Annotated in this window: 22 protein-coding genes; 14 read left to right on the plus strand and 8 right to left on the minus strand. The window is 55.4% G+C overall.

The window, feature by feature from the left end; all coding sequences use genetic code 11:
- Positions 1–213: 213 nt before the first annotated feature.
- Complete coding sequence (gene metJ, locus BJ887_RS00585) at positions 214–531, plus strand: met regulon transcriptional regulator MetJ (protein WP_007369220.1); 318 nt, start codon at positions 214–216, stop codon at positions 529–531.
- 48 nt (positions 532–579) lie between these two features.
- On the opposite strand, the gene rpmE is transcribed toward metJ, so the two are convergent.
- Positions 580–792 (minus strand): 50S ribosomal protein L31, encoded by a 213-nt coding sequence (gene rpmE / locus BJ887_RS00590; RefSeq protein WP_003862040.1) that lies wholly within the window; start codon positions 790–792, stop codon positions 580–582.
- Positions 793–992: 200 nt separating this feature from the next.
- Here rpmE and priA point away from each other — a divergent pair, with 200 nt between their 5' ends.
- The 7 genes from priA to rraA all read left to right on the plus strand — a co-directional run bounded on the left by priA (position 993) and on the right by rraA (position 8,970).
- On the plus strand, positions 993–3,188 hold the full coding sequence (gene priA, locus BJ887_RS00595; protein ID WP_047356278.1) for a primosomal protein N': 2,196 nt from the start codon (positions 993–995) through the stop codon (positions 3,186–3,188).
- A gap of 119 nt (positions 3,189–3,307) precedes the next feature.
- Positions 3,308–4,333 (plus strand): DNA-binding transcriptional regulator CytR, encoded by a 1,026-nt coding sequence (gene cytR, locus BJ887_RS00600; protein WP_020883949.1) that lies wholly within the window; start codon positions 3,308–3,310, stop codon positions 4,331–4,333.
- A gap of 93 nt (positions 4,334–4,426) precedes the next feature.
- Positions 4,427–5,437 (plus strand): cell division protein FtsN, encoded by a 1,011-nt coding sequence (gene ftsN, locus BJ887_RS00605; RefSeq protein ID WP_047356277.1) that lies wholly within the window; start codon positions 4,427–4,429, stop codon positions 5,435–5,437.
- A gap of 94 nt (positions 5,438–5,531) precedes the next feature.
- On the plus strand, positions 5,532–6,062 hold the full coding sequence (hslV, locus tag BJ887_RS00610) for an ATP-dependent protease subunit HslV (protein WP_014172194.1): 531 nt from the start codon (positions 5,532–5,534) through the stop codon (positions 6,060–6,062).
- Positions 6,063–6,071: 9 nt separating this feature from the next.
- A complete protein-coding gene (gene hslU, locus BJ887_RS00615; RefSeq protein ID WP_014172195.1) occupies positions 6,072–7,403 on the plus strand; it encodes an HslU--HslV peptidase ATPase subunit in 1,332 nt (443 codons plus the stop codon).
- Between the two features lie 68 nt (positions 7,404–7,471).
- Complete coding sequence (menA, locus tag BJ887_RS00620) at positions 7,472–8,392, plus strand: 1,4-dihydroxy-2-naphthoate polyprenyltransferase (RefSeq protein WP_014172196.1); 921 nt, start codon at positions 7,472–7,474, stop codon at positions 8,390–8,392.
- Positions 8,393–8,484: 92 nt separating this feature from the next.
- A complete protein-coding gene (gene rraA, locus BJ887_RS00625; protein WP_014172197.1) occupies positions 8,485–8,970 on the plus strand; it encodes a ribonuclease E activity regulator RraA in 486 nt (161 codons plus the stop codon).
- 60 nt (positions 8,971–9,030) lie between these two features.
- On the opposite strand, the gene zapB is transcribed toward rraA, so the two are convergent.
- Entirely contained in the window at positions 9,031–9,270 is a 240-nt protein-coding gene (gene zapB / locus BJ887_RS00630; protein WP_008501806.1) for a septal ring assembly protein ZapB, read from the minus strand.
- 398 nt (positions 9,271–9,668) lie between these two features.
- Here zapB and BJ887_RS00635 point away from each other — a divergent pair, with 398 nt between their 5' ends.
- The 4 genes from BJ887_RS00635 to fpr all read left to right on the plus strand — a co-directional run bounded on the left by BJ887_RS00635 (position 9,669) and on the right by fpr (position 14,000).
- A complete protein-coding gene (locus BJ887_RS00635) occupies positions 9,669–10,514 on the plus strand; it encodes an MIP/aquaporin family protein (protein WP_014885705.1) in 846 nt (281 codons plus the stop codon).
- Between the two features lie 21 nt (positions 10,515–10,535).
- Positions 10,536–12,044, plus strand: a complete 1,509-nt coding sequence (glpK, locus tag BJ887_RS00640; RefSeq protein WP_014172201.1) for a glycerol kinase GlpK — start codon at positions 10,536–10,538, stop codon at positions 12,042–12,044.
- Positions 12,045–12,146: 102 nt separating this feature from the next.
- Entirely contained in the window at positions 12,147–13,157 is a 1,011-nt protein-coding gene (glpX, locus tag BJ887_RS00645; RefSeq protein ID WP_040018287.1) for a class II fructose-bisphosphatase, read from the plus strand.
- A gap of 96 nt (positions 13,158–13,253) precedes the next feature.
- A complete protein-coding gene (fpr, locus tag BJ887_RS00650; protein ID WP_014172203.1) occupies positions 13,254–14,000 on the plus strand; it encodes a ferredoxin--NADP(+) reductase in 747 nt (248 codons plus the stop codon).
- Here the strand turns inward: fpr and BJ887_RS00655 are convergent, their stop codons facing one another.
- Positions 14,001–14,420, minus strand: a complete 420-nt coding sequence (locus BJ887_RS00655) for a DUF805 domain-containing protein (RefSeq protein WP_025202755.1) — start codon at positions 14,418–14,420, stop codon at positions 14,001–14,003.
- 112 nt (positions 14,421–14,532) lie between these two features.
- Here BJ887_RS00655 and BJ887_RS00660 point away from each other — a divergent pair, with 112 nt between their 5' ends.
- Entirely contained in the window at positions 14,533–15,129 is a 597-nt protein-coding gene (locus tag BJ887_RS00660; RefSeq protein ID WP_121339042.1) for a DUF1454 family protein, read from the plus strand.
- A gap of 111 nt (positions 15,130–15,240) precedes the next feature.
- On the plus strand, positions 15,241–16,008 hold the full coding sequence (gene tpiA, locus BJ887_RS00665) for a triose-phosphate isomerase (protein ID WP_121339044.1): 768 nt from the start codon (positions 15,241–15,243) through the stop codon (positions 16,006–16,008).
- Between the two features lie 33 nt (positions 16,009–16,041).
- On the opposite strand, the gene BJ887_RS00670 is transcribed toward tpiA, so the two are convergent.
- From BJ887_RS00670 to fieF, 5 genes are all read right to left on the minus strand, one after another.
- Positions 16,042–17,346, minus strand: coding sequence for an SLC13 family permease (locus BJ887_RS00670; RefSeq protein WP_121339046.1), 1,305 nt, complete (start codon positions 17,344–17,346; stop codon positions 16,042–16,044).
- A 73-nt stretch (positions 17,347–17,419) separates the two neighbouring features.
- Positions 17,420–18,163 carry a CDP-diacylglycerol diphosphatase gene (locus tag BJ887_RS00675; RefSeq protein WP_121339048.1) on the minus strand — a complete coding sequence of 248 codons (744 nt, stop codon included), beginning with the start codon at positions 18,161–18,163 and terminating at the stop codon, positions 17,420–17,422.
- Between the two features lie 109 nt (positions 18,164–18,272).
- Positions 18,273–19,262 carry a sulfate ABC transporter substrate-binding protein gene (locus BJ887_RS00680; protein WP_032679243.1) on the minus strand — a complete coding sequence of 330 codons (990 nt, stop codon included), beginning with the start codon at positions 19,260–19,262 and terminating at the stop codon, positions 18,273–18,275.
- A gap of 209 nt (positions 19,263–19,471) precedes the next feature.
- Positions 19,472–20,434, minus strand: a complete 963-nt coding sequence (gene pfkA / locus BJ887_RS00685) for a 6-phosphofructokinase (RefSeq protein WP_014172210.1) — start codon at positions 20,432–20,434, stop codon at positions 19,472–19,474.
- A 173-nt stretch (positions 20,435–20,607) separates the two neighbouring features.
- Positions 20,608–21,501 carry a CDF family cation-efflux transporter FieF gene (gene fieF, locus BJ887_RS00690; RefSeq protein ID WP_121339050.1) on the minus strand — a complete coding sequence of 298 codons (894 nt, stop codon included), beginning with the start codon at positions 21,499–21,501 and terminating at the stop codon, positions 20,608–20,610.
- Positions 21,502–21,510 lie beyond the last annotated feature (9 nt).

A 21,510-nucleotide genomic window follows, 5' to 3' on the forward strand; every position in this document is an offset into this window, starting at 1 on the left:
GACGTCAATACATCTGGACATCTAAACTTCTTTGCGTATAGATTGAGCAATGCGCAAATAGCCGTTAAAATTATATGCTTTAGTGCACGCTGCAGCGGCAATATCCGTGCCACGGTATCGTCTATACGGTAAACTACGCTGGATTACGGTCAAAACTGGCGATGACGGGTTTTGCACCTTTAGATTAATGACTGAGAGGATTAAAGGTATCTCATGGCTGAATGGAGCGGCGAATATATCAGCCCATACGCTGAGCACGGTAAGAAGAGTGAGCAAGTAAAGAAAATTACGGTTTCCATTCCTCTGAAGGTGTTGAAGATCCTCACCGATGAACGTACGCGTCGTCAGGTGAACAACCTGCGCCACGCGACCAACAGCGAACTGCTGTGCGAAGCGTTTCTGCATGCGTTTACCGGTCAACCGTTGCCAAACGATGAAGATCTGCGCAAAGAGCGTAGTGATGAAATTCCTGAAGAGGCGAAGGTGATCATGCGTGAACTGGGTATCGACCCGGATACGTGGGAATACTGAGAAGCGGATACAAAAAAGGCACCTTGCGGTGCCTTTTTTTCGGGAAACTTACTTAGCGCCCGGGATGCTGAAACGCTTGTTGAAGCGGTCAACACGGCCACCGGTTGCAACATCACGCTGCTTACCAGTGTAGAACGGGTGGCATTTGCCGCACACGTCCAGGTTCAGATCGTGACCCACGGTAGAGCGGATCTGGATAGAGTTACCGCAAGAACAGTTTGCAGTAATCATTTCGTATTTCGGGTGAATATCTTTTTTCATGGGAGAACCTCAGTTAAGGCCGCGTCGCTCTTCCAGCCCTAACGCCAGACACCACGCGATGTTGAATGTAAGTTCTTTGGCGTAAAGTACACCAAAGGCGGCGAATCATACAGAATTTGACCAACGTATGCAAACTGATCCGCACGCCGCTTTCACTAATGTGTATACTAACGCGCCACTTTTCAAGTCAGGAAGATTCGATGCCCGTCGCTCACGTTGCCCTGCCCGTTCCGCTTCCCCGCACCTTTGACTATCTGCTGCCTGACAGCATGAGCGCCAAAGCGGGCTGTCGCGTGACCGTGCCATTTGGCAAACAGCAGCGTATTGGGATTGTGGTGTCGGTGAGCGATAAGAGCGAATTGCCGCTCAATGAGCTGAAAGCCGTCGCGGAGGTACTGGACAGCGAGCCCGTGTTCTCCACCAGCATCTGGCGGCTCCTGCTGTGGGCGGCAGATTACTACCATCACCCCATCGGCGATGTCCTGTTCCACGCCCTGCCTGTTATGCTTCGTCAGGGTAAAAGTGCCAGCCACGCTCCCCTGTGGTACTGGTTTGCCACTGAAGAGGGTCAGGCGGTCGATATCAATAGCCTGAAACGCTCGCAGAAACAGCAGCAGGCGCTGGCGGCTTTGCGTCAGGGGAAAATCTGGCGACATCAGGTTGACGAGCTTGAGGTGAGTGAAACGGCGCTACAGGCCCTGCGCAAAAAAGGGCTGAGCGAACTGGCAAGCGAGGCGCCTGCCCTTTATGACTGGCGGGACAGTTTCTCCGTTTCAGGGGATCGTCTGCGACTCAACACCGAGCAGGCCACCGCCGTAGGAGCCATTCACAGCGCCTCCGATCATTTCTCCGCCTGGCTACTGGCAGGGGTCACCGGCTCCGGCAAAACAGAAGTGTATCTCAGCGTACTGGAAAACGTGCTTGCGCAGGGTAAACAGGCGCTGGTGATGGTTCCGGAAATCGGCCTTACACCACAAACCATCGCCCGTTTTCGCGAGCGGTTTAATGCGCCGGTTGAAGTGTTACACTCGGGCCTGAACGACAGCGAGCGCCTCAGCGCCTGGCTGAAAGCCAAAAACGGCGAAGCGGCGATTGTGATTGGCACCCGTTCCTCACTGTTTACGCCGTTTAAAAACCTCGGCGTTATCGTCATCGATGAAGAGCATGACAGCTCCTATAAGCAACAGGAAGGCTGGCGCTATCACGCCCGCGATCTGGCCGTTTATCGCGCCCACAGCGAGCAAATCCCGATTATTCTTGGCTCCGCGACGCCCGCCCTCGAAACGCTGCATAACGTTCGCCAGCGTAAATACCACATGCTGCGCCTGACGCGGCGCGCAGGGAACGCGCGCCCTGCTATTCAGCATGTGCTGGATCTAAAAGGCCAGCAGGTGCAGGCGGGGTTAGCGCCTGCGCTTATCACCCGGATGCGCCAGCATTTGCAGGCCGGTAATCAGGTCATTTTGTTCCTTAACCGCCGCGGGTTTGCCCCGGCGCTGCTGTGTCACGACTGCGGCTGGATTGCCGAATGCCCGCGCTGCGACCACTACTACACGTTCCATCAGGCCCAGCGCCATTTGCGCTGCCACCACTGCGACAGCCAGCGGCCGGTACCACGCCAGTGTCCGTCATGTGGCTCAACGCATATCGTGCCGGTCGGCCTGGGGACGGAGCAACTAGAAGAGGCCCTTAAGCCTTTCTTCCCTGACGTTCCTCTTTCCCGCATCGACCGTGACACTACCAGCCGCAAAGGGGCGCTGGAACAGCAGCTGGCGGAAGTGCATCGCGGTGGCGCACGCATTCTGATTGGCACGCAGATGCTGGCCAAAGGGCACCACTTCCCGGACGTAACGCTGGTCGCCCTGCTGGACGTAGACGGCGCGCTGTTTTCGGCCGATTTTCGCTCAGCAGAACGTTTTGCCCAGCTTTATACCCAGGTTGCCGGACGTGCCGGTCGCGCAGGCAAACAGGGTGAGGTGGTTTTACAGACCCACCATCCTGAACATCCGTTACTGCAAACCCTGCTGCATAAAGGCTATGACGCGTTTGCGGAGCAGGCGCTGGCAGAACGCCAGACGATGCAGCTTCCGCCGTGGACCAGCCACGTCATCATTCGCGCAGAAGATCACAACAACCAGCAGGCACCGCTTTTCCTGCAGCAGCTGAGAAACCTCCTGCAGGCCAGTCCGCTGGTGGATAACCCGCTGTGGATACTGGGGCCGGTGCCGGCGCTGGCACCAAAGCGTGGTGGACGTTTCCGCTGGCAGATTTTGCTCCAGCACCCTTCGCGCATCCGCCTGCAACATATCGTCAGCGGCGCGCTGGTGCTGATCAATACCCTACCGGAAGCGCGCAAAGTGAAGTGGGTACTGGACGTTGATCCTATCGAAGGCTGAAGACGGATCGAAAAATTTAACGCTCCTCACACTTTTTATGAAAATTCTGTAACCGATTCCATTAACTATCTGTAAAAATGGTGGCGTCAGAAGTTCGGTGTTCAGGCGAGGAGAAGACGTTGAAGTCCAGGAAAGAGGTTGCCACGGCGACCATGAAAGACGTTGCCCAGAAAGCACAAGTCTCTACGGCAACCGTGTCCCGCGCATTAATGAACCCGGATAAAGTCTCCCAGGCGACCCGTAACCGGGTAGAGCAGGCTGCGCTGGAAGTGGGCTATTTCCCGCAGGCGATGGGACGAAACGTTAAACGCAATGAGTCGCGCACCATCCTGGTGATTGTGCCGGACATCTGCGATCCCTTCTTCAGCGAGATTATTCGCGGTATCGAAGTGACGGCGGCAGAGCAAGGTTATCTGGTGCTGATTGGCGACTGTGCTCACCAGAACCAGCAGGAAAAAACCTTTATCGACCTCATTATCACCAAGCAGATCGACGGCATGTTGCTGCTTGGGTCTCGCCTGCCGTTTGATGCCAGCATTGAAGAGCAGCGCAATTTACCGCCGATGGTGATGGCCAACGAGTTTGCACCCGAGCTGGAGCTGCCGACGGTACATATTGATAACCTGACCGCCGCGTTCAACGCCGTCAACTATCTTCAGGAGCTGGGGCACAAGCGTATTGGCTGCATTGCCGGGCCGGAAGAGATGCCATTGTGCCACTACCGCCTGCAGGGCTACGTTCAGGCGCTGCGCCGTACCGGCGTCACCGTCGACCCGCACTACATTGCTCGCGGGGATTTCACCTTTGAAGCCGGTGGACAGGCGCTGGAGAAGCTGCTGGATCTGCCCGAGCCGCCGACCGCGGTGTTCTGTCACAGCGATGTGATGGCACTGGGGGCATTATCGTATGCGAAGCGCCGCGGCCTGCGCATACCGAAAGATTTGTCGATCATCGGATTCGATAATATTTCGCTGTCAGAATTTTGCGATCCTCCACTCTCGACCGTGGCGCAGCCGCGCTATGATATTGGGCGTGAAGCGATGCTTCTTCTGCTGGATCAGCTGCATGGTCAAACAGTTAACAGCGGCTCGCGGTTGCTGGACTGTGAATTGATTGTGCGCGGTTCTACCCAGGCATTGACTTAAAGTAAATGTCTTTCAGACACCCTTATCTGGTCAAAGCCCCGCCGCTTAAGTAACATGGCGGGCTGACGAACGAATAAATACAGCGAAACGATAGTGGCACAACGAGATTATGTACGTCGCGGCCAGCCGGCACCTTCGCGACGCAAAAAGAGTAGCTCAAGGAAAAAGCAACGTAACCTGCCTGCTGTCTCGCCAGCGATGGTCGCTATTGCTGCGGCTGTAGTCGTGGCCTTTATTGGTGGTCTGTACTTTATCACGCACCATAAAAAAGAAGAGTCCGAGGCGCTTCAGGCCAGCAAGGTTGCCGGAAACGGCCTCCCGCCGAAGCCTGAAGAGCGCTGGCGCTATATCAAAGAGCTGGAAAGCCGTCAGCCTGGCGTACGTGCGCCGACCGAACCTTCAGCGGGTGGTGAAGTGCAAAATGCCAGCCAGTTGACGGATGAACAGCGTCAGTTGCTGGCACAAATGCAGGCCGATATGCGCCAGCAGCCTACGCAGCTGAACGAAGTGCCGTGGAACGAGCAGACGCCGGAACAGCGCCAGCAAACGCTGCAGCGTCGTCAGGCGCAGCAGCAGCTCCAACAGCAACAGCAGCAACAACAGCAACAACAGCAGTGGGCGCAAACCCAGCCAGTGCAGCAGCCTAAAACGCAGCCGCGGGTGACGGAACAGCCGTATCAGCAGCAAACGCGAACGGCGCAGTCCCAGCCAGTGCAGCAACCGCCGAAGGCCCAGCCGCAGAAACAGGCGGCTCAGCCGTACCAGGATCTGCTGCAGACGCCGGCGCATACCACTGCGCAGCAGCCGAAAACGCAGCAGGCCGCACCGGTAACTAAAGAGACCGATGCGCCGAAGCAGACTGCTGAGAAAAAAGACGAACGCCGCTGGATGGTCCAATGTGGTTCATTCAAAGGTGCTGAGCAGGCGGAAACGGTGCGCGCACAGCTGGCTTTTGAAGGATTTGATTCACGCATTACCACCAATAACGGCTGGAATCGCGTGGTGATTGGCCCGGTCAAAGGCAAAGAAAATGCTGACGGAACCATTTCCCGTTTGAAAGTGGCGGGACACACAAACTGCATTCGACTCGCTACCGGGGGTTGAAACCCCCAAATTCCCCCCCATCTATCATTCTATTCAGCCCTGAGCACAGGCTCAGGGCTTCTGTTTCCCGATTCTGTAACCAGGGGGTCTGCTCGTGACAACAATAGTAAGTGTACGCCGTAACGGCCACGTGGTAATCGCCGGTGATGGCCAGGCCACGCTGGGTAATACCGTAATGAAAGGCAACGTGAAGAAAGTTCGTCGTTTATACAACGACAAAGTGATCGCCGGTTTTGCAGGCGGCACGGCTGACGCCTTCACGCTGTTCGAACTGTTTGAACGCAAACTGGAAATGCACCAGGGTCACCTGGTGAAAGCCGCCGTTGAGCTGGCGAAAGACTGGCGTACCGATCGCATGCTGCGCAAACTTGAAGCGCTGCTGGCGGTGGCCGATGAAACCGCTTCGCTTATCATCACCGGTAACGGTGACGTCATTCAGCCTGAAAACGATCTGATTGCTATTGGCTCTGGTGGCCCGTACGCCCAGGCTGCAGCCCGTGCGCTGTTGGAAAATACCGACATGAACGCGCGCGATATCGCGGTGAAGGCGTTGGATATTGCAGGTGATATCTGCATCTATACCAACCACAACCACACCATCGAAGAATTACCGTCTAAAGCGTAAGGATCTCCCATGTCTGAAATGACCCCACGCGAAATTGTCAGCGAACTGGACAAACATATTATCGGCCAGGACAACGCCAAGCGTTCCGTGGCTATTGCCCTGCGTAACCGCTGGCGCCGCATGCAGCTCGAAGAAGAGCTGCGCCATGAAGTGACGCCAAAAAACATTCTGATGATCGGCCCGACCGGTGTCGGTAAAACCGAAATCGCCCGTCGTCTGGCGAAACTGGCTAACGCCCCGTTCATCAAAGTCGAAGCCACCAAGTTCACCGAAGTGGGCTATGTGGGTAAAGAAGTGGACTCCATCATTCGCGATCTGACCGACTCGGCGATCAAAATGGTGCGCGTCCAGGCGATTGAGAAAAACCGCTACCGTGCCGAAGAGATGGCGGAAGAGCGCATTCTTGACGTCCTGATCCCACCGGCGAAAAACAACTGGGGCCAGGCTGAACAGCAGGCTGAGCCGTCAGCGGCGCGTCAGGCGTTCCGCAAAAAACTGCGTGAAGGCGAGCTGGACGACAAAGAGATTGAGATCGATCTTGCTGCTGCCCCTATGGGTGTGGAAATCATGGCACCGCCTGGCATGGAAGAGATGACCAGCCAGCTGCAGTCCATGTTCCAGAACCTGGGCGGCCAGAAGCAGAAAGCGCGTAAGCTGAAAATCAAAGACGCGATGAAGCTGCTGATCGAAGAAGAAGCGGCGAAACTGGTGAACCCGGAAGAGCTGAAGCAGGATGCTATCGACGCGGTTGAGCAGCACGGTATCGTGTTTATCGACGAAATCGACAAAATCTGTAAGCGTGGCGAATCCTCAGGCCCGGATGTCTCCCGTGAAGGCGTTCAGCGCGACCTGCTGCCGCTGGTTGAAGGCTGCACCGTCTCCACCAAACACGGTATGGTCAAAACGGACCACATCCTGTTTATCGCCTCTGGCGCATTCCAGGTGGCGAAACCGTCTGACCTGATCCCAGAGCTGCAGGGTCGTCTGCCGATTCGCGTGGAGCTGCAGGCGCTGACCACTGAAGATTTCGAACGCATCCTGACCGAGCCAAATGCCTCTGTGACCGTACAGTACAAAGCGCTGATGGCAACCGAAGGTGTGAACATCGAGTTCACTGAAGACGGTATCAAACGCATCGCCCAGGCCGCCTGGCAGGTCAACGAAACCACCGAGAACATCGGTGCTCGTCGTCTGCACACCGTGCTGGAGCGCCTGATGGAAGATATCTCTTATGATGCGAGCGACCTGAACGGTCAAAGCATTACCATTGACGCAGAATATGTGGGTAAACACCTGGATGCGTTAGTGGCAGATGAAGATCTGAGCCGTTTTATCCTATAATCGCGGTTACTGCATTCTCATCACGTTTAATGGGGGCTAATGCCCCCATTTTTATTGGCTAAATTACTATGACTGACATCAGCCGTACTCAGGCGTGGCTCGAAAGTCTGCGCCCTAAAACTCTTCCTCTGGCCTTTGCCGCCATTATCGTCGGTACGGCGCTTGCCTGGTGGCAAGGCTATTTCGATCCGCTGGTTGCCGGACTGGCACTGATTACCGCCGGTCTGCTGCAAATTCTCTCCAATCTCGCCAACGACTATGGCGATGCGGTTAAAGGCAGCGACAAACCCGACCGTATCGGGCCACTGCGCGGTATGCAGAAAGGGGTCATTACCCAGGCGCAGATGAAGCGCGCGCTGATCATCACCGTGGCGCTGATTTGTCTTTCCGGCCTGGCGCTGGTAACGGTCGCGTCTAAAACCCCCAGCGATTTCATTGGTTTCCTGGTACTGGGTCTGCTCGCCATTATTGCCGCCATTACCTATACCGTCGGTACCCGCCCTTACGGGTATATTGGGCTGGGTGATATCTCCGTGCTGGTGTTCTTCGGCTGGCTGAGCGTGATGGGGAGCGGATACTTACAGGCACATACCCTGATCCCGGCCCTGTTCCTGCCGGCAACCGCCTGCGGCATGCTGGCGACGGCGGTGCTTAACATCAACAACCTGCGCGATATCGACAGCGACCGTGAGAACGGCAAAAACACGCTGGCCGTGCGTCTGGGGCCCGTTAATGCACGCCGTTATCATGCGTGTCTGCTGCTGGGCGCTCTGCTGTGCCTGGCGCTGTTTAACGTTATCTCGCTGCACAGCATATGGGGCTGGCTGTTTGTACTCGCCGCACCGCTGCTGATTAAGCAGGCGCGATTCGTCATGCGTGAACTCAGTCCTGCGGCCATGCCGCCAATGCTGGAGCGTACGGTAAAAGGGGCACTGCTGACTAACCTGTTGTTCGTCATCGGGATTGTCTTAAGTCAGACGCTGGGTTAACTGACAAATATCAATTAACAATTGATGATTTTGCCAACAACGCATTTAGCACGATATACTGAACACATTCGCAGCAACTGAGCGTTAAACCTATGAAATACGATACCTCCGAGCTTTGTGACATCTACCAGGAAGATGTCAACGTCGTTGAACCGCTGTTCTCCAACTTTGGTGGGCGGTCGTCGTTTGGCGGACAAATCGTCACGGTGAAATGTTTCGAGGATAACGGGTTGCTCTATGATCTGCTCGAACAGAACGGCCGTGGCCGCGTTTTGCTGGTTGATGGCGGGGGCTCCGTACGTCGTGCCCTCATTGATGCTGAGCTCGCCCGTCTTGCCGTACAGAACGAGTGGGAAGGCATCGTGGTGTATGGCTCAGTGCGCCAGGTGGACGATCTCGAAGACCTGGACATTGGCATTCAGGCTATCGCGGCCATTCCGGTGGGTGCTGCGGGTGAAGGTATCGGCGAAAGCGACGTGCGCGTCAATTTCGGCGGCGTGACCTTCTTCTCCGGTGACCATCTCTATGCCGATAACACCGGGATTATCCTTTCCGAAGATCCGCTGGATATCGAGTAATAAAAAAAGCCGGGTGGCGGCGACGCCTTACCCGGCCTGTTCTGCATTTCCCGAAAGAAATTACACTTCTTCCATACGCCCCAGCAGCGCCTGCAGACGATCCTGCCAGCCATTCTGCTGTTCACGCAGCTGGTTGTTTTCGCGCTCCAGTTCTTCACGGCTGTGCTGGGCGTTCTGAACTTCCTGCGCCAGGCTGTTGTTCTTCTCTTTCAGCTCTTCAATTTCCATCTGCAGCAGCGTGATGGTGTCAATCGCCTGCTGTACTTTCGATTCCAGTTTCTCAAACACTTCTAAAGACATGATCCTACCTCTCCTGAATTGCAAGGCGACGCTTTAACGTAAACGCGCACAACAGATATGCCGATTGTATGAAGCCCCGTCGCCCCTGTCCAGCGGCAGACCGCGCAGATCGTGGTTTGCAACACTTTTCGGCCTCGTCCTGGTGCGTTCGCGGCATATACCCCTAAATTGTTAACTGATTCGTTAATGAAATGATTCAGCTCACATTTTGCTATTGGTGTAAAAATGCGCTTTATGGCGCGAAAACGCTCATTTTATTGACGCAGACCACACATTTTGATTTCGATATTTCTCGTTTTTGCTCGTTAACGATAAATTAACACTATGTCTACAGGGCATCGTGGCTGTCACGGGCGGTCATGCTAACAATAAACATCAATTTCTTCAGGATTCCGATTATGAGTCAGACATCAACCTTAAAAGGCCAGTGCATTGCCGAGTTCCTTGGTACCGGGTTGTTGATATTCTTCGGAGTGGGCTGTGTTGCTGCACTGAAAGTGGCGGGTGCCAGTTTCGGTCAGTGGGAAATCAGTATTATCTGGGGTCTGGGCGTGGCGATGGCCATCTACCTGACCGCAGGGGTTTCCGGCGCACATCTTAACCCGGCGGTGACCATCGCGCTGTGGCTGTTCGCGTGCTTCGACGGACGCAAAGTTGTTCCCTTCATCCTTTCTCAGTTTGCCGGCGCGTTTTGCGCAGCGGCGTTAGTTTACGGGCTTTATTACAATCTTTTCATCGACTTCGAACAGACACATCATATGGTGCGTGGCAGTGTCGAAAGTCTGGATCTGGCAGGCATTTTCTCAACCTATCCCAACCCGCATATCAATTTTGTGCAGGCGTTCGCAGTTGAAATGGTGATTACCGCTATTCTGATGGGCGTTATCCTGGCGCTGACCGACGACGGAAACGGCATTCCGCGCGGCCCGCTGGCACCGCTGCTGATTGGCCTGCTGATTGCGGTGATCGGCGCATCCATGGGCCCGCTGACTGGGTTTGCGATGAACCCGGCGCGTGATATCGGACCTAAAGCTTTTGCCTTTATCGCAGGATGGGGCGACGTGGCCTTCACCGGCGGTAAAGATATCCCTTACTTCCTGGTACCGCTGTTTGCACCGGTTGTCGGGGCTGCGCTGGGTGCATTTAGCTACCGCAAATTAATTGGTCGCCATTTACCGTGCGACACCTGTGTGGAAGAGGAGAAGGAAACGACTTCTACCGCACAACAAAAAGCTTCGCTGTAATCTGACTACGGGACACATACCATGACCGAAAAAAAATATATCGTTGCGCTCGACCAGGGCACTACCAGCTCCCGCGCTGTCGTAATGGATCATGACGCGAATATCGTCAGCGTGTCACAGCGCGAATTTGAGCAAATCTATCCTCGTCCAGGCTGGGTTGAACACGATCCTATGGAGATCTGGGCTTCACAAAGCTCCACGCTGGTAGAAGTGCTGGCGAAAGCCGATATCAGTTCCGACGAGATTGCCGCTATCGGTATTACCAACCAGCGTGAAACCACTATCGTCTGGGAGCGCGAAACCGGTAAGCCCATTTACAATGCCATCGTCTGGCAGTGCCGCCGTACGTCAGAAATCTGCGAACAGCTGAAGCGCGACGGTATGGAAGACTATGTGCGTAGCGCAACCGGTCTGGTCGTTGACCCGTATTTCTCCGGTACCAAAGTGAAATGGATCCTCGACCACGTTGAGGGTTCACGTGAACGTGCAAAACGCGGTGAGCTGCTGTTCGGTACCGTCGACACCTGGCTTATCTGGAAGATGACCCAGGGGCGTGTCCACGTCACTGATTACACCAACGCCTCGCGCACCATGCTGTTCAACATCAATACCCTGGAGTGGGATGACAAGATGCTGGACGCGCTGGATATCCCGCGCGCGATGTTGCCAGAAGTCCGTAAATCTTCTGAAGTTTACGGTCAGACCAATATCGGCGGCAAAGGCGGCACGCGTATTCCAATTGCCGGTATTGCCGGTGACCAGCAGGCGGCGCTGTTTGGCCAGCTGTGCGTTAAGGAAGGGATGGCGAAAAACACCTACGGTACCGGCTGCTTTATGCTGATGAACACCGGTGAGAAAGCGGTGAAATCAGAAAACGGCTTGCTGACCACCATCGCCTGCGGCCCACGCGGTGAAGTGAACTATGCGCTGGAAGGTGCGGTGTTCATGGCAGGTGCGTCTATTCAGTGGCTGCGTGACGAGATGAAACTCATCAGCGATGCGTTTGACTCCGAGTATTTCGCAACCAAAGTGAAGGACACCAACGGTGTGTATGTGGTTCCGGCCTTTACCGGTCTGGGCGCACCCTACTGGGACCCGTATGCACGCGGCGCGATTTTCGGCCTGACCCGTGGGGTAAACTCGAACCACATTATCCGCGCTACGCTGGAATCCATCGCTTATCAGACGCGCGACGTACTGGAAGCGATGCAGGCTGACTCCGGCATCCGTCTGCACGCCCTGCGCGTGGACGGCGGCGCCGTTGCCAACAACTTCCTGATGCAGTTCCAGTCCGACATTCTGGGCACCCGCGTAGAGCGCCCGGAAGTTCGTGAAGTCACCGCGCTGGGTGCGGCGTATCTTGCAGGTCTGGCTGTCGGCTTCTGGCAGAATCTGGATGAACTGCAGGAAAAAGCGGTTATCGAACGCGAATTCCGCCCTGGCATCGAAACCACTGAGCGTAACTACCGCTACAGCGGCTGGAAGAAAGCGGTGAAACGCGCCCTGGCGTGGGAAGAGCACGAGCAGTAATTTCTCCCGTCCCCTCTCCCCGCCGGGGAGAGGGGACCGACCGCACCCGCCCCCACTCTGTGATAAACTTCGTGCAATTCCTTTTGATTGCACGAGTACCTCATGAAACGTGAACTGGCTATCGAGTTTTCCCGCGTTACCGAAGCTGCCGCACTGGCGGGCTATAAATGGCTCGGCCGTGGCGACAAAAATACCGCAGACGGTGCGGCTGTCCATGCCATGCGCATTGTGCTTAACCAGGTCAATATCGATGGCACCATCGTCATTGGCGAAGGCGAGATCGACGAAGCGCCAATGCTCTATATCGGTGAGAAAGTGGGCACCGGCAAAGGTGATGCCGTGGATATCGCCGTCGACCCGATTGAGGGTACCCGCATGACGGCAATGGGCCAGGCCAACGCGCTGGCCGTGCTGGCGGTAGGGGACAAAGGCTGTTTCCTCAACGCACCGGATATGTACATGGAAAAGCTGATTGTCGGCCCCGGTGCCAAAGGGGCTATCGACCTGAGCCTGCCGCTGGAAGAGAATCTGCGTAACGTTGCCAGGGCGCTGGAAAAACCGCTTAGCGCGCTCACCGTGACCATTCTGGCGAAACCGCGCCACGATGCCACCATTGCCCAGATGCAACAGCTCGGTGTTCGCGTCTTTGCCATCCCGGATGGCGACGTGGCAGCGTCTATCCTGACCTGCATGCCAGACAGCGAAGTGGATGTGCTTTACGGCATTGGCGGCGCGCCGGAAGGTGTGGTCTCCGCCGCGGTGATCCGCGCTCTGGATGGCGACATGCAGGCCCGTCTGTTGCCCCGTCATGAAGTCAAAGGCGACAGCGAAGAGAATCGCCGTATTGGGGAAGAAGAGCTGGCACGCTGCGAAGCGATGGGTATTGAAGCCAACAAGGTGCTTGCGCTGGATGACATGGCGCGCAGCGACAACGTTGTCTTCTCCGCAACCGGCATCACCAAAGGTGACCTGCTGGATGGCATCACCCGTAAGGGCAATATGGCCACCACCGAAACCCTGCTGATCCGCGGTAAATCGCGCACCATTCGCCGCATTCAGTCTGTTCACTATCTGGATCGTAAAGACCCTGACGTACAGGCGCACATTCTGTAAAACCGTTTGATCGATAGAGCTTTCCGGCCCAAATGGGCTGGAAATCTTCACCACAAGTCCGGAAGATAGAACAGAGAAAAAGCACAGGAGAAGATCATGGCGGACTGGGTAACAGGTAAAGTCACAAAGATACAGTTCTGGACCGATGCGCTATTTAGTCTCACCCTGCATGCTCCCGTCCATCCGTTTACGGCCGGGCAATTTGCGAAGCTGGGGCTGGATGTTGACGGCGAGCGCGTGCAGCGCGCCTATTCCTACGTTAATGCCCCCGATAACCCGGATCTCGAGTTCTATCTGGTCACCGTCCCGGACGGCAAACTCAGCCCACGCCTTGCCGCGCTTAAGCCCGGTGACGATGTGCAAATTGTCAGTGAAGCGGCCGGTTTCTTCGTACTGGACGAAATCCCGGACTGCGACACCCTCTGGATGCTGGCAACCGGCACGGCCATTGGCCCCTATCTCTCTATTTTGCAGTACGGCAAAGACCTTGAGCGCTTTAAAAACATCGTGCTGGTTCACGCCGCGCGCTATGCCGCAGACTTGAGCTATCTTCCGCAGATGCAGGCGCTGGAAAAGCAGTACGGCGGGAAACTGAAAATTCAGACCGTGGTCAGCCGCGAAACCGCAGCAGGTTCACTGACGGGCCGCGTGCCGGCATTGATTGAGAGTGGTGCACTGGAAGACGCAATTGGCTTGCCGATGAGCGCTGAAACCAGCCACGTCATGCTGTGTGGCAACCCGCAGATGGTTCGCGACACGCAGCAGCTTCTGAAGGATACCCGGCAGATGACGAAACATCTTCGCCGCCGGCCGGGCCATATGACTGCCGAACACTACTGGTGATCAGCGGTATTTCACCTCAAGGGTGTCTTTGCCGTATTTGTTTTCGCTCTGGGTGCCGATAAACGCGCCCAGATCGACCACCATCATGACAAAAATAATGGTTGGTAGCAGTCTGCCCACCACCCAGGGAAGGATGGACGGAAGTATCGACCAGTTCCCGGCCACCAGCATCCACGCCAGAATAATCAGAAAAGCCCACGCGCCGGAACGGCCGCGATCGTGCAGACGTTTCACCACCACGGCCGCGGTTGGCCACAGTAAACAGACCAGCGCAAACGCCGCCGTTTGTGTGCTGAGCCATGCGTTGAAGGCCACGAAAAACAGAAGCAGCATGGCAACGATCCACGTCGCCATCCAGATCCAGAAGTCACGGCGTCCAATACGCCCTTTGAATGAAAACAACCACTGCTGTATGGTCATGTAAGGTTCCTTATTATCATATAGCGCGCATTTTACCCTGGAGTTGTGACCTTTTGACAAGCCGACCAGATATCGATTTAATCATGAACACTTACGGCCAGGGGCAATGTTGATGAAAAGTTCGGCACGTTCTCTTTTCCTGTGTTTAGCGATGATCATCGCGGGTGTCCCCCTGCACGCCGCCGAAACCACTGCCCCGACGACAGCCCCCTATCTGCTGGCAGGTGCGCCCTCGTTCGATCAGTCAATCAGCCAGTTTCGTGAAACCTTCAATAAAACCAACCCCACGCTACCGCTGGATGAATTCCGCGCCATTGACAGCTCCCGGGATACGCCAACCCTGACCCGGGCTGCGAGCAAGATTAACGAGAATTTATATGCCTCCACTGCGCTGGAGCGCGGCACGCTAAAAATCAAAAGCATGCAGATAACCTGGCTGCCGATTCAGGGGCCAGAGCAGAAAGCCGCTAAGGCAAAAGCGCTCGAGTACATGAGCGCGATACTGCAGGCTTTTACGCCCGCGCTGACCAAAAAGCAAAGCCAGCAAAAGCTGCAAAAACTCCTCACTGCCGGTAAAAATAAGCGTTACTACGCCGATACCGAAGGGGCCATACGCTATGTGGTGGCAGATAACGGCGAAAAAGGACTGACCTTCGCTGTTGAACCGATTAAGCTGGCACTATCAGACACACTCGGCGGGGCGAATTAATGACAAAAAGCAAAGCCTTTCGAGGGAAAATCTCTATACTGATTCACAGACCATGCTGCCCGACAGGGCGGCCATATTCCTTAATTCGCTAATTTAGCGTGGAGAATTGAAATGCGACATCCTTTAGTGATGGGTAACTGGAAACTGAACGGCAGCCGCCACATGGTAAACGAACTGGTTGCGAACCTGCGTAAAGAGCTGGCGGGCGTGACGGGCTGCGCGGTTGCTATCGCTCCGCCGGATATGTACCTGGATCTGGCTAAACATGCCGCTGACGGCAGCCACATCATTCTGGGCGCACAGAACGTTGACGTTAACCTGTCAGGCGCATTCACCGGTGAAACCTCTGCTGAAATGCTGAAAGATATCGGCGCGAAATACATCATCATCGGCCACTCTGAGCGTCGCACTTACCACAAAGAATCCGACGAATTTATCGCGAAGAAATTCGCGGTGCTGAAAGAGCAGGGTCTGATCCCGGTTCTGTGCATCGGTGAAACCGAAGCCGAAAACGAAGCAGGCAAAACGGAAGAAGTGTGTGCTCGTCAGATCGACGCCGTGCTGAAAACGCAGGGTGCTGCAGCATTCGAAGGCGCGGTTATCGCGTACGAACCCGTCTGGGCGATCGGTACCGGCAAATCAGCGACCCCTGCGCAGGCACAGGCGGTTCACAAATTTATCCGTGACTACATTGCTAAAGCGGACGCGAAAGTGGCTGAGCAGGTAATTATTCAGTACGGCGGTTCCGTTAACGCATCCAACGCTGCTGAGCTGTTCACCCAGCCAGACATCGATGGCGCGCTGGTTGGCGGTGCATCCCTGAAAGCTGACGCTTTCGCGGTGATCGTTAAAGCAGCAGAAGCGGCTAAACAGGCGTAAAAACCGACTTCCCTCCCCCACCGGGGAGGGAAATTACACTTTCCCCAGCACGCTAAACCACAGATAATCCAGCGGCAGCAGCACCAGATACGTTGCAATCGCCAGCGCCAGACAGAGCAATATCCCCGCCTTTGCAGGCACCTTCCCTAAACCCATTGCCACCACAATCGGCGACGCCTGATACGGCAGCAGCGGCGTGGAATACCCCAGTACCTGAATCATGATCACCGACAACAGCGGGAAACCGGTGGCGTCCGAAAAACTCTGTGCCAGCGTGGTGTACAACGCCGGTACACCGTTCGCGGTCATAATGAAGTTGAGCGCCGTGGTAATACCGGTAAGCGCCAGGAAGCTGGTGAACGGTCTGCTGGCATCAAGCGGCATAATCCGCAATAACGCCTCCCCCACCGCGGAACCGATACCCGTTTGGGTCACTACAATCGCCAGCCCGAGAATCCCCGCCACGTAAATGCAGGTGCGCATGTTCACTCCCGCAGAAAACTCTTCACCGGTGATAAACCCAACGCGTGGCAGCATGACGATGACCGACGCCGCAAGGCCCGTCCACGCCGGTCCAATGCCATGCCAGCTCTCTGTCACCCACATCCCCAGCACCACCGCCAGCAGCCAGGCGAGACGTTTTTCATCCCGCCCCATCGGTTCAGACGGCGTAAGATCGGTTGCCGGTTTCGGGCTGCCGGGGAACAACCAGCAGATCAGGCCGATCAGAATGCCCCCTTTCAGGATCCCGAGGACGGGTGTATGCAGCAGCAGATACGGGACATAGTTCAGATGGATCCCGTACGAGCCCTCCGCGGCGCCGCTCATCACCAGATTCGGCACGTTGGCAGGCAGGATGGTCGCCGAGAGCTGGAAGGTTCCGAACCCGACGGCCAGCGCCAGGCCATACCACGCGCGGGAACCGTCGGGGATGGCGGCCCTTTTGGCCATGGCGGCGACAATCGGCATCAGCAGCGCGATACGGCCCATATTCGACGGCATCACAAACGCCAGCGCGTAGCTCAGCCCCACCACGCTTGCCACCATCAATACCCACGAATCCGTGAGTTTTGCCGACAGTGCCCGTGCGGCCCTGTCCGCCAGACCGGTTTTACGGATTGCCACCCCCAGCACGAAGCCGCTAAACACTAACCAGAATGCAGACGAGGCAAAACCACCAAAAATCACCTCCGCCGGGGCGATTCTGGCGGTCATCGCCGCCGTGAAAAACAGCAGTGCGGTGATAAATTCCGGCAATAGCGACGTCGCCCACAGCACGATGGTGACGCCGACTATCAATGAGGGCACAAACAGAGGATGCGTTAACCAGAGCGACATTCCTGTCTCCTGTCGTTTTTTTCAGCAAGTCTACGGCGACAGGCAGAACGAGTAAACGCTATTTATGGTGATATCACTTCAGGATATCGCATTGATGATCCTGCAATTCCTCAGCCGACGCGCGATTCAGGGTCAGCAAGTTACGTTCGGTCGCCAGTAAGACAAACGATCCATCCGACTGCTGCGCCATGGCCAGCGCGAAGCGCCCCATATGGTCACGCGCTTCCGGCAGCTCTTCAGCCAGCATCATAAACGGACTGCGCTGTACCAGCTCATTTTCCGTCACGCGACGGGCGAGGTACTCATGCCCTTCCAGCCCGCCCGGGAACGGTAACCACTGGGTACTGATTTGCCCCTGCGCGGCATTAAGCTTCTCGCGCACGTCCGGGTGCAGGCAGGAGATATGGATATGAAAATGGTTCTGCGTACGGCCTGTCGGGGAGTTAATGGTGAGCGAAATTGCGCTGTCCGGCACCTCGGCCCCGCGCTTCATGCTCATAAAGTTGCGTGACTGCCAGGCCAGCCAGAAGAAGTTGGGCGTATTCGGCTCGGTCAACAGCGGGCTTTCGGTTCCTTTGATACGGTAAGTCGGCATCAGGAGATACTGCAGCGGCCCGTTGCGGTCTTTAAACACCACATAACCCGCATCAGGCTTCACCTGCGCGCACGGGGCCGGGTTACGGTGCTGGAGTTGATTCGGCAGACACTGGTCGAGAACGATATGACGCAACGCATTCGGATTACCCGCTTTCATCCAGTACCAGCCACCCGCGGCAAGAATGATGACAACCAGAATCAGTAATAGTATTTTTTTCACAATGCGTTCCCTGTTTTCGATAGTGGCGAAAGAGTAACGCAAAATGATGACCAAATAAAAAACCCGGCGGATTTCTCGCGCCGGGTCACCGTGTCTGTCCTGCTAACGTTTAGCGCTTGCTGATCTGATCGAAAGTTCCGCCGTTAGAGAAGTGCTCTTTCTGCGCTTTCGCCCAGCCGCCGAACTCTTCATCAATGGTGAAAAGCTTCAGTTTCGGGAAGACGCTTTCATATTTCTTCGCCACTGCCGGATCGCGTGGACGATAGTAGTTTTTCGCCGCAATTTCCTGGCCTTCTGGCGAGTAGAGATACTTCAGGTACGCTTCCGCCACCGTTTTGGTCTCTTTCTTCTCAACCACTTTATCAACCACAGAAACGGTAGGTTCGGCGAGGATAGATTCGCCTGGCGTAACGATCTCGAACTTGTCTTTACCCAGTTCGTGGGTGGCGAGCAGGGCTTCGTTTTCCCATGCGATCAGCACGTCGCCAATCCCACGCTCAACGAAGGTGTTCGTGGCACCACGTGCGCCCGAGTCCAGCACTTCAACGTTTTTATACAGCGCTTTCACGAACGCCTGGGCTTTCGCCTGGTCACCGTTGTTGTGATGCAGCGCGTAGCCCCAGGCCGCCAGGTAGTTCCAGCGTGCGCCACCCGAGCTTTTCGGGTTCGGGGTGATAATGGAAACGCCTGGCTTAACCAAATCGTTCCAGTCATGAATTTGTTTTGGGTTGCCCTTACGCACCAGGAAAACAATGGTCGAGGTGTAAGGCGCAGAGTTGTCCGGCAGGCGTTTGATCCAGTTTTTATCGATACGCCCACGCTCGGCGATGGCGTCGACGTCATAGGCCAGCGCTAGGGTAACCACGTCGGCTTCAATCCCGTTGATGACTGAAGTCGCCTGCTTACCGGAGCCACCATGAGACTGACGCACCACCACGTTGTCGCCGGTTTCCTGTTTCCAGTGTGCCGCGAAGGCTTTGTTGTACTGCTCGTACAGCTCACGCGTCGGGTCGTATGACACGTTCAGTAACTGGATGTCCTTAGCCAGAACGCTGGTCGATGCCAGCAATAATGTTAACCCCACGCCCCATTTATTCATCGCCCGGATCTCTTGTGTAGTGTTTTGATGCTTGCAGCGTGCCAGAAAGCTAACCAATGATTAAAGAATAAAAAAAGATTGGCTATAACGTAGAGGAATAAAAAACGAGCAGGCATAAAAAAACCGGGCGGCGATATCGCCTTACCCGGTCTTTATGCGCGTGGACTGCGGACCCGGTTAACTCAGCGCGACCGGGGGAAAGTCACCGCTCAGTACAGTTTTTTTGCGCAGTCCAGCCAGTCACCCTTGAACGGACGCTTCATGTTTTCAATGGCGTCGATGATGTCATGGTGAACCAGTTTTTCGTTCTGAATACCCACGCAACGACCGCCATGACCCTGCAGCAGCAGTTCAATGGCGTATGCACCCATACGTGATGCCAGGATGCGGTCGTATGGACCCGGGGACCCCCCGCGCTGGATGTGGCCCAGAACGGTAGCGCGCGTTTCACGTTTGGTTTCGGTTTCGATGTACTTCGCCAGCTCGTCAACGTCACAGATATGCTCGGTGATGGCTACGATGGCGTGTTTCTTGCCTTTTGCGATACCCGCTTTGATTTCAGCCACCAGATCTTCACGGCTGAATTCCACTTCCGGAACCACCACGAACTCACAACCGCCGGCGATGGCCGCAGCCAGCGTCAGGTCACCACAGTAACGGCCCATCACTTCCACGATGGAGATACGCTGGTGGGAAGAAGAGGTGTCGCGCAGGCGGTCAATCGCTTCAACAACGGTGCCCAGTGCGGTGAAATAGCCGATGGTGTAGTCAGTGCCTTTGATGTCGTTGTCGATCGTACCCGGCAGCCCGATGCACGGGAAGCCCATTTCAGTCAGACGTTTTGCACCCATGTACGAGCCGTCACCACCAATAACAACCAGTGCGTCGAGGCCACGTTTTTTCATGTTCTCAATAGCCACTTCACGGACGTGTTCATCACGGAATTCCGGGAAGCGCGCAGAACCGAGGAAGGTACCGCCACGGTTGATCATGTCGGACACGCTGTAACGGTCGAGCTGAACCATGCGATCTTCATACAGGCCCAGATAACCATCATAGATACCAAAAACTTCCAGGCCTTCCGTCAGCGCTGAACGGACAACCCCACGAATTGCCGCGTTCATGCCCGGCGCATCACCGCCGCTTGTCAACACACCGATTTTCTTAATCATGACTACCTCTGAACTTAGGAATGCAAAATTGAAATCTGTTGCCGGAAGAATTTATCGACCAACGAATACTGCAAATAGTATATCAATCACTTCCAGCTGAATTGATTCAGGTCAGACCAAATGGCGGTAATTTATACACAAAATGCTGGCCTGGCTCACTTTTTTACAACCAATTACGAAAGCTCAACATCTCCGGGTACAACCGAGCAGGGATCCTGGTGAATAATGACGTCTGAACCAGGAAAACGCTGCAAAATCGCCTGCTCGACCTGCTCAGCAATAACGTGAGCCTGAACCAGTGGCAGGTTGTCTTCCATTTCAATATGAATCTGAATAAAGCGGGTCGGCCCTGACTGCCGCGTTCGAAGATCGTGTGCACCTCTGACACCAGGCCAGGAGGTCACGATAGAAAAAATTTCATTACGTTCTGAGTCCGGGAGGGCGCGGTCCAGAAGCGATTGCACCGCTTCATACCCCATCCGTAAGGCGCTATATAAAATATAGATGCCAATCCCTAACGCAAACAACGCATCGGCCCGATGCCAGCCATACCAGGCCAGACCGAGCGCAATAAGAATAGCGCCATTCATCATAACATCAGATTGATAATGAAGCATATCCGCCCGTACAGCCTGGCTTTGCGTTTTGCGAACAACCCAGCGCTGGAACGTTACCAGAACAAGTGTGCATATAAGTGCCACAATCGTCACGACCACGCCCACGCCGGGATCGTTCATCGGTGACGGCGAGACGAGATGCTGAATACCGGTTAAAAACAGAAACAGCGCGGAGCCGGAAATAAACATGCTTTGCGCCAGCGCGGCCAGCGACTCGGCTTTCCCGTGCCCAAACGTGTGTTCTTCATCTGCCGGTTGCAGCGAGTAGCGCACAACCAGCAGGTTAGTCAGCGAGGCGGCAATATCCATCAACGAGTCCACCAGCGCCGCGAGAATACTGACTGAGCCGGTATACCACCACGCAAAAATTTTAATCACTAACAGGCTTGAAGCCACGATGGTCGCTGCAATCGCTGCCCGACTTACCAGTCTTCCATAGGATTGATTCATAAACGCTCC

It is taken from the genome of Enterobacter sp. WPR_3_1, from assembly GCF_003635055.1.
Lineage (GTDB): Bacteria > Pseudomonadota > Gammaproteobacteria > Enterobacterales > Enterobacteriaceae > Enterobacter > Enterobacter ludwigii.

Bases quoted from the DNA above. Each gene is read 5' to 3' on its own strand.
- metJ (WP_007369220.1), top strand. From the start codon at position 214: ATGGCTGAATGGAGCGGCGAATATATCAGCCCATACGCTGAGCACGGT.
- rpmE (WP_003862040.1), bottom strand. From the start codon at position 792: ATGAAAAAAGATATTCACCCGAAATACGAAATGATTACTGCAAACTGT.
- priA (WP_047356278.1), top strand. From the start codon at position 993: ATGCCCGTCGCTCACGTTGCCCTGCCCGTTCCGCTTCCCCGCACCTTT.
- hslU (WP_014172195.1), top strand. From the start codon at position 6,072: ATGTCTGAAATGACCCCACGCGAAATTGTCAGCGAACTGGACAAACAT.
- menA (WP_014172196.1), top strand. From the start codon at position 7,472: ATGACTGACATCAGCCGTACTCAGGCGTGGCTCGAAAGTCTGCGCCCT.
- rraA (WP_014172197.1), top strand. From the start codon at position 8,485: ATGAAATACGATACCTCCGAGCTTTGTGACATCTACCAGGAAGATGTC.
- zapB (WP_008501806.1), bottom strand. From the start codon at position 9,270: ATGTCTTTAGAAGTGTTTGAGAAACTGGAATCGAAAGTACAGCAGGCG.
- BJ887_RS00635 (WP_014885705.1), top strand. From the start codon at position 9,669: ATGAGTCAGACATCAACCTTAAAAGGCCAGTGCATTGCCGAGTTCCTT.
- glpK (WP_014172201.1), top strand. From the start codon at position 10,536: ATGACCGAAAAAAAATATATCGTTGCGCTCGACCAGGGCACTACCAGC.
- glpX (WP_040018287.1), top strand. From the start codon at position 12,147: ATGAAACGTGAACTGGCTATCGAGTTTTCCCGCGTTACCGAAGCTGCC.
- fpr (WP_014172203.1), top strand. From the start codon at position 13,254: ATGGCGGACTGGGTAACAGGTAAAGTCACAAAGATACAGTTCTGGACC.
- BJ887_RS00655 (WP_025202755.1), bottom strand. From the start codon at position 14,420: ATGACCATACAGCAGTGGTTGTTTTCATTCAAAGGGCGTATTGGACGC.
- BJ887_RS00660 (WP_121339042.1), top strand. From the start codon at position 14,533: ATGAAAAGTTCGGCACGTTCTCTTTTCCTGTGTTTAGCGATGATCATC.
- tpiA (WP_121339044.1), top strand. From the start codon at position 15,241: ATGCGACATCCTTTAGTGATGGGTAACTGGAAACTGAACGGCAGCCGC.
- BJ887_RS00670 (WP_121339046.1), bottom strand. From the start codon at position 17,346: ATGTCGCTCTGGTTAACGCATCCTCTGTTTGTGCCCTCATTGATAGTC.
- BJ887_RS00680 (WP_032679243.1), bottom strand. From the start codon at position 19,262: ATGAATAAATGGGGCGTGGGGTTAACATTATTGCTGGCATCGACCAGC.
- pfkA (WP_014172210.1), bottom strand. From the start codon at position 20,434: ATGATTAAGAAAATCGGTGTGTTGACAAGCGGCGGTGATGCGCCGGGC.
- fieF (WP_121339050.1), bottom strand. From the start codon at position 21,501: ATGAATCAATCCTATGGAAGACTGGTAAGTCGGGCAGCGATTGCAGCG.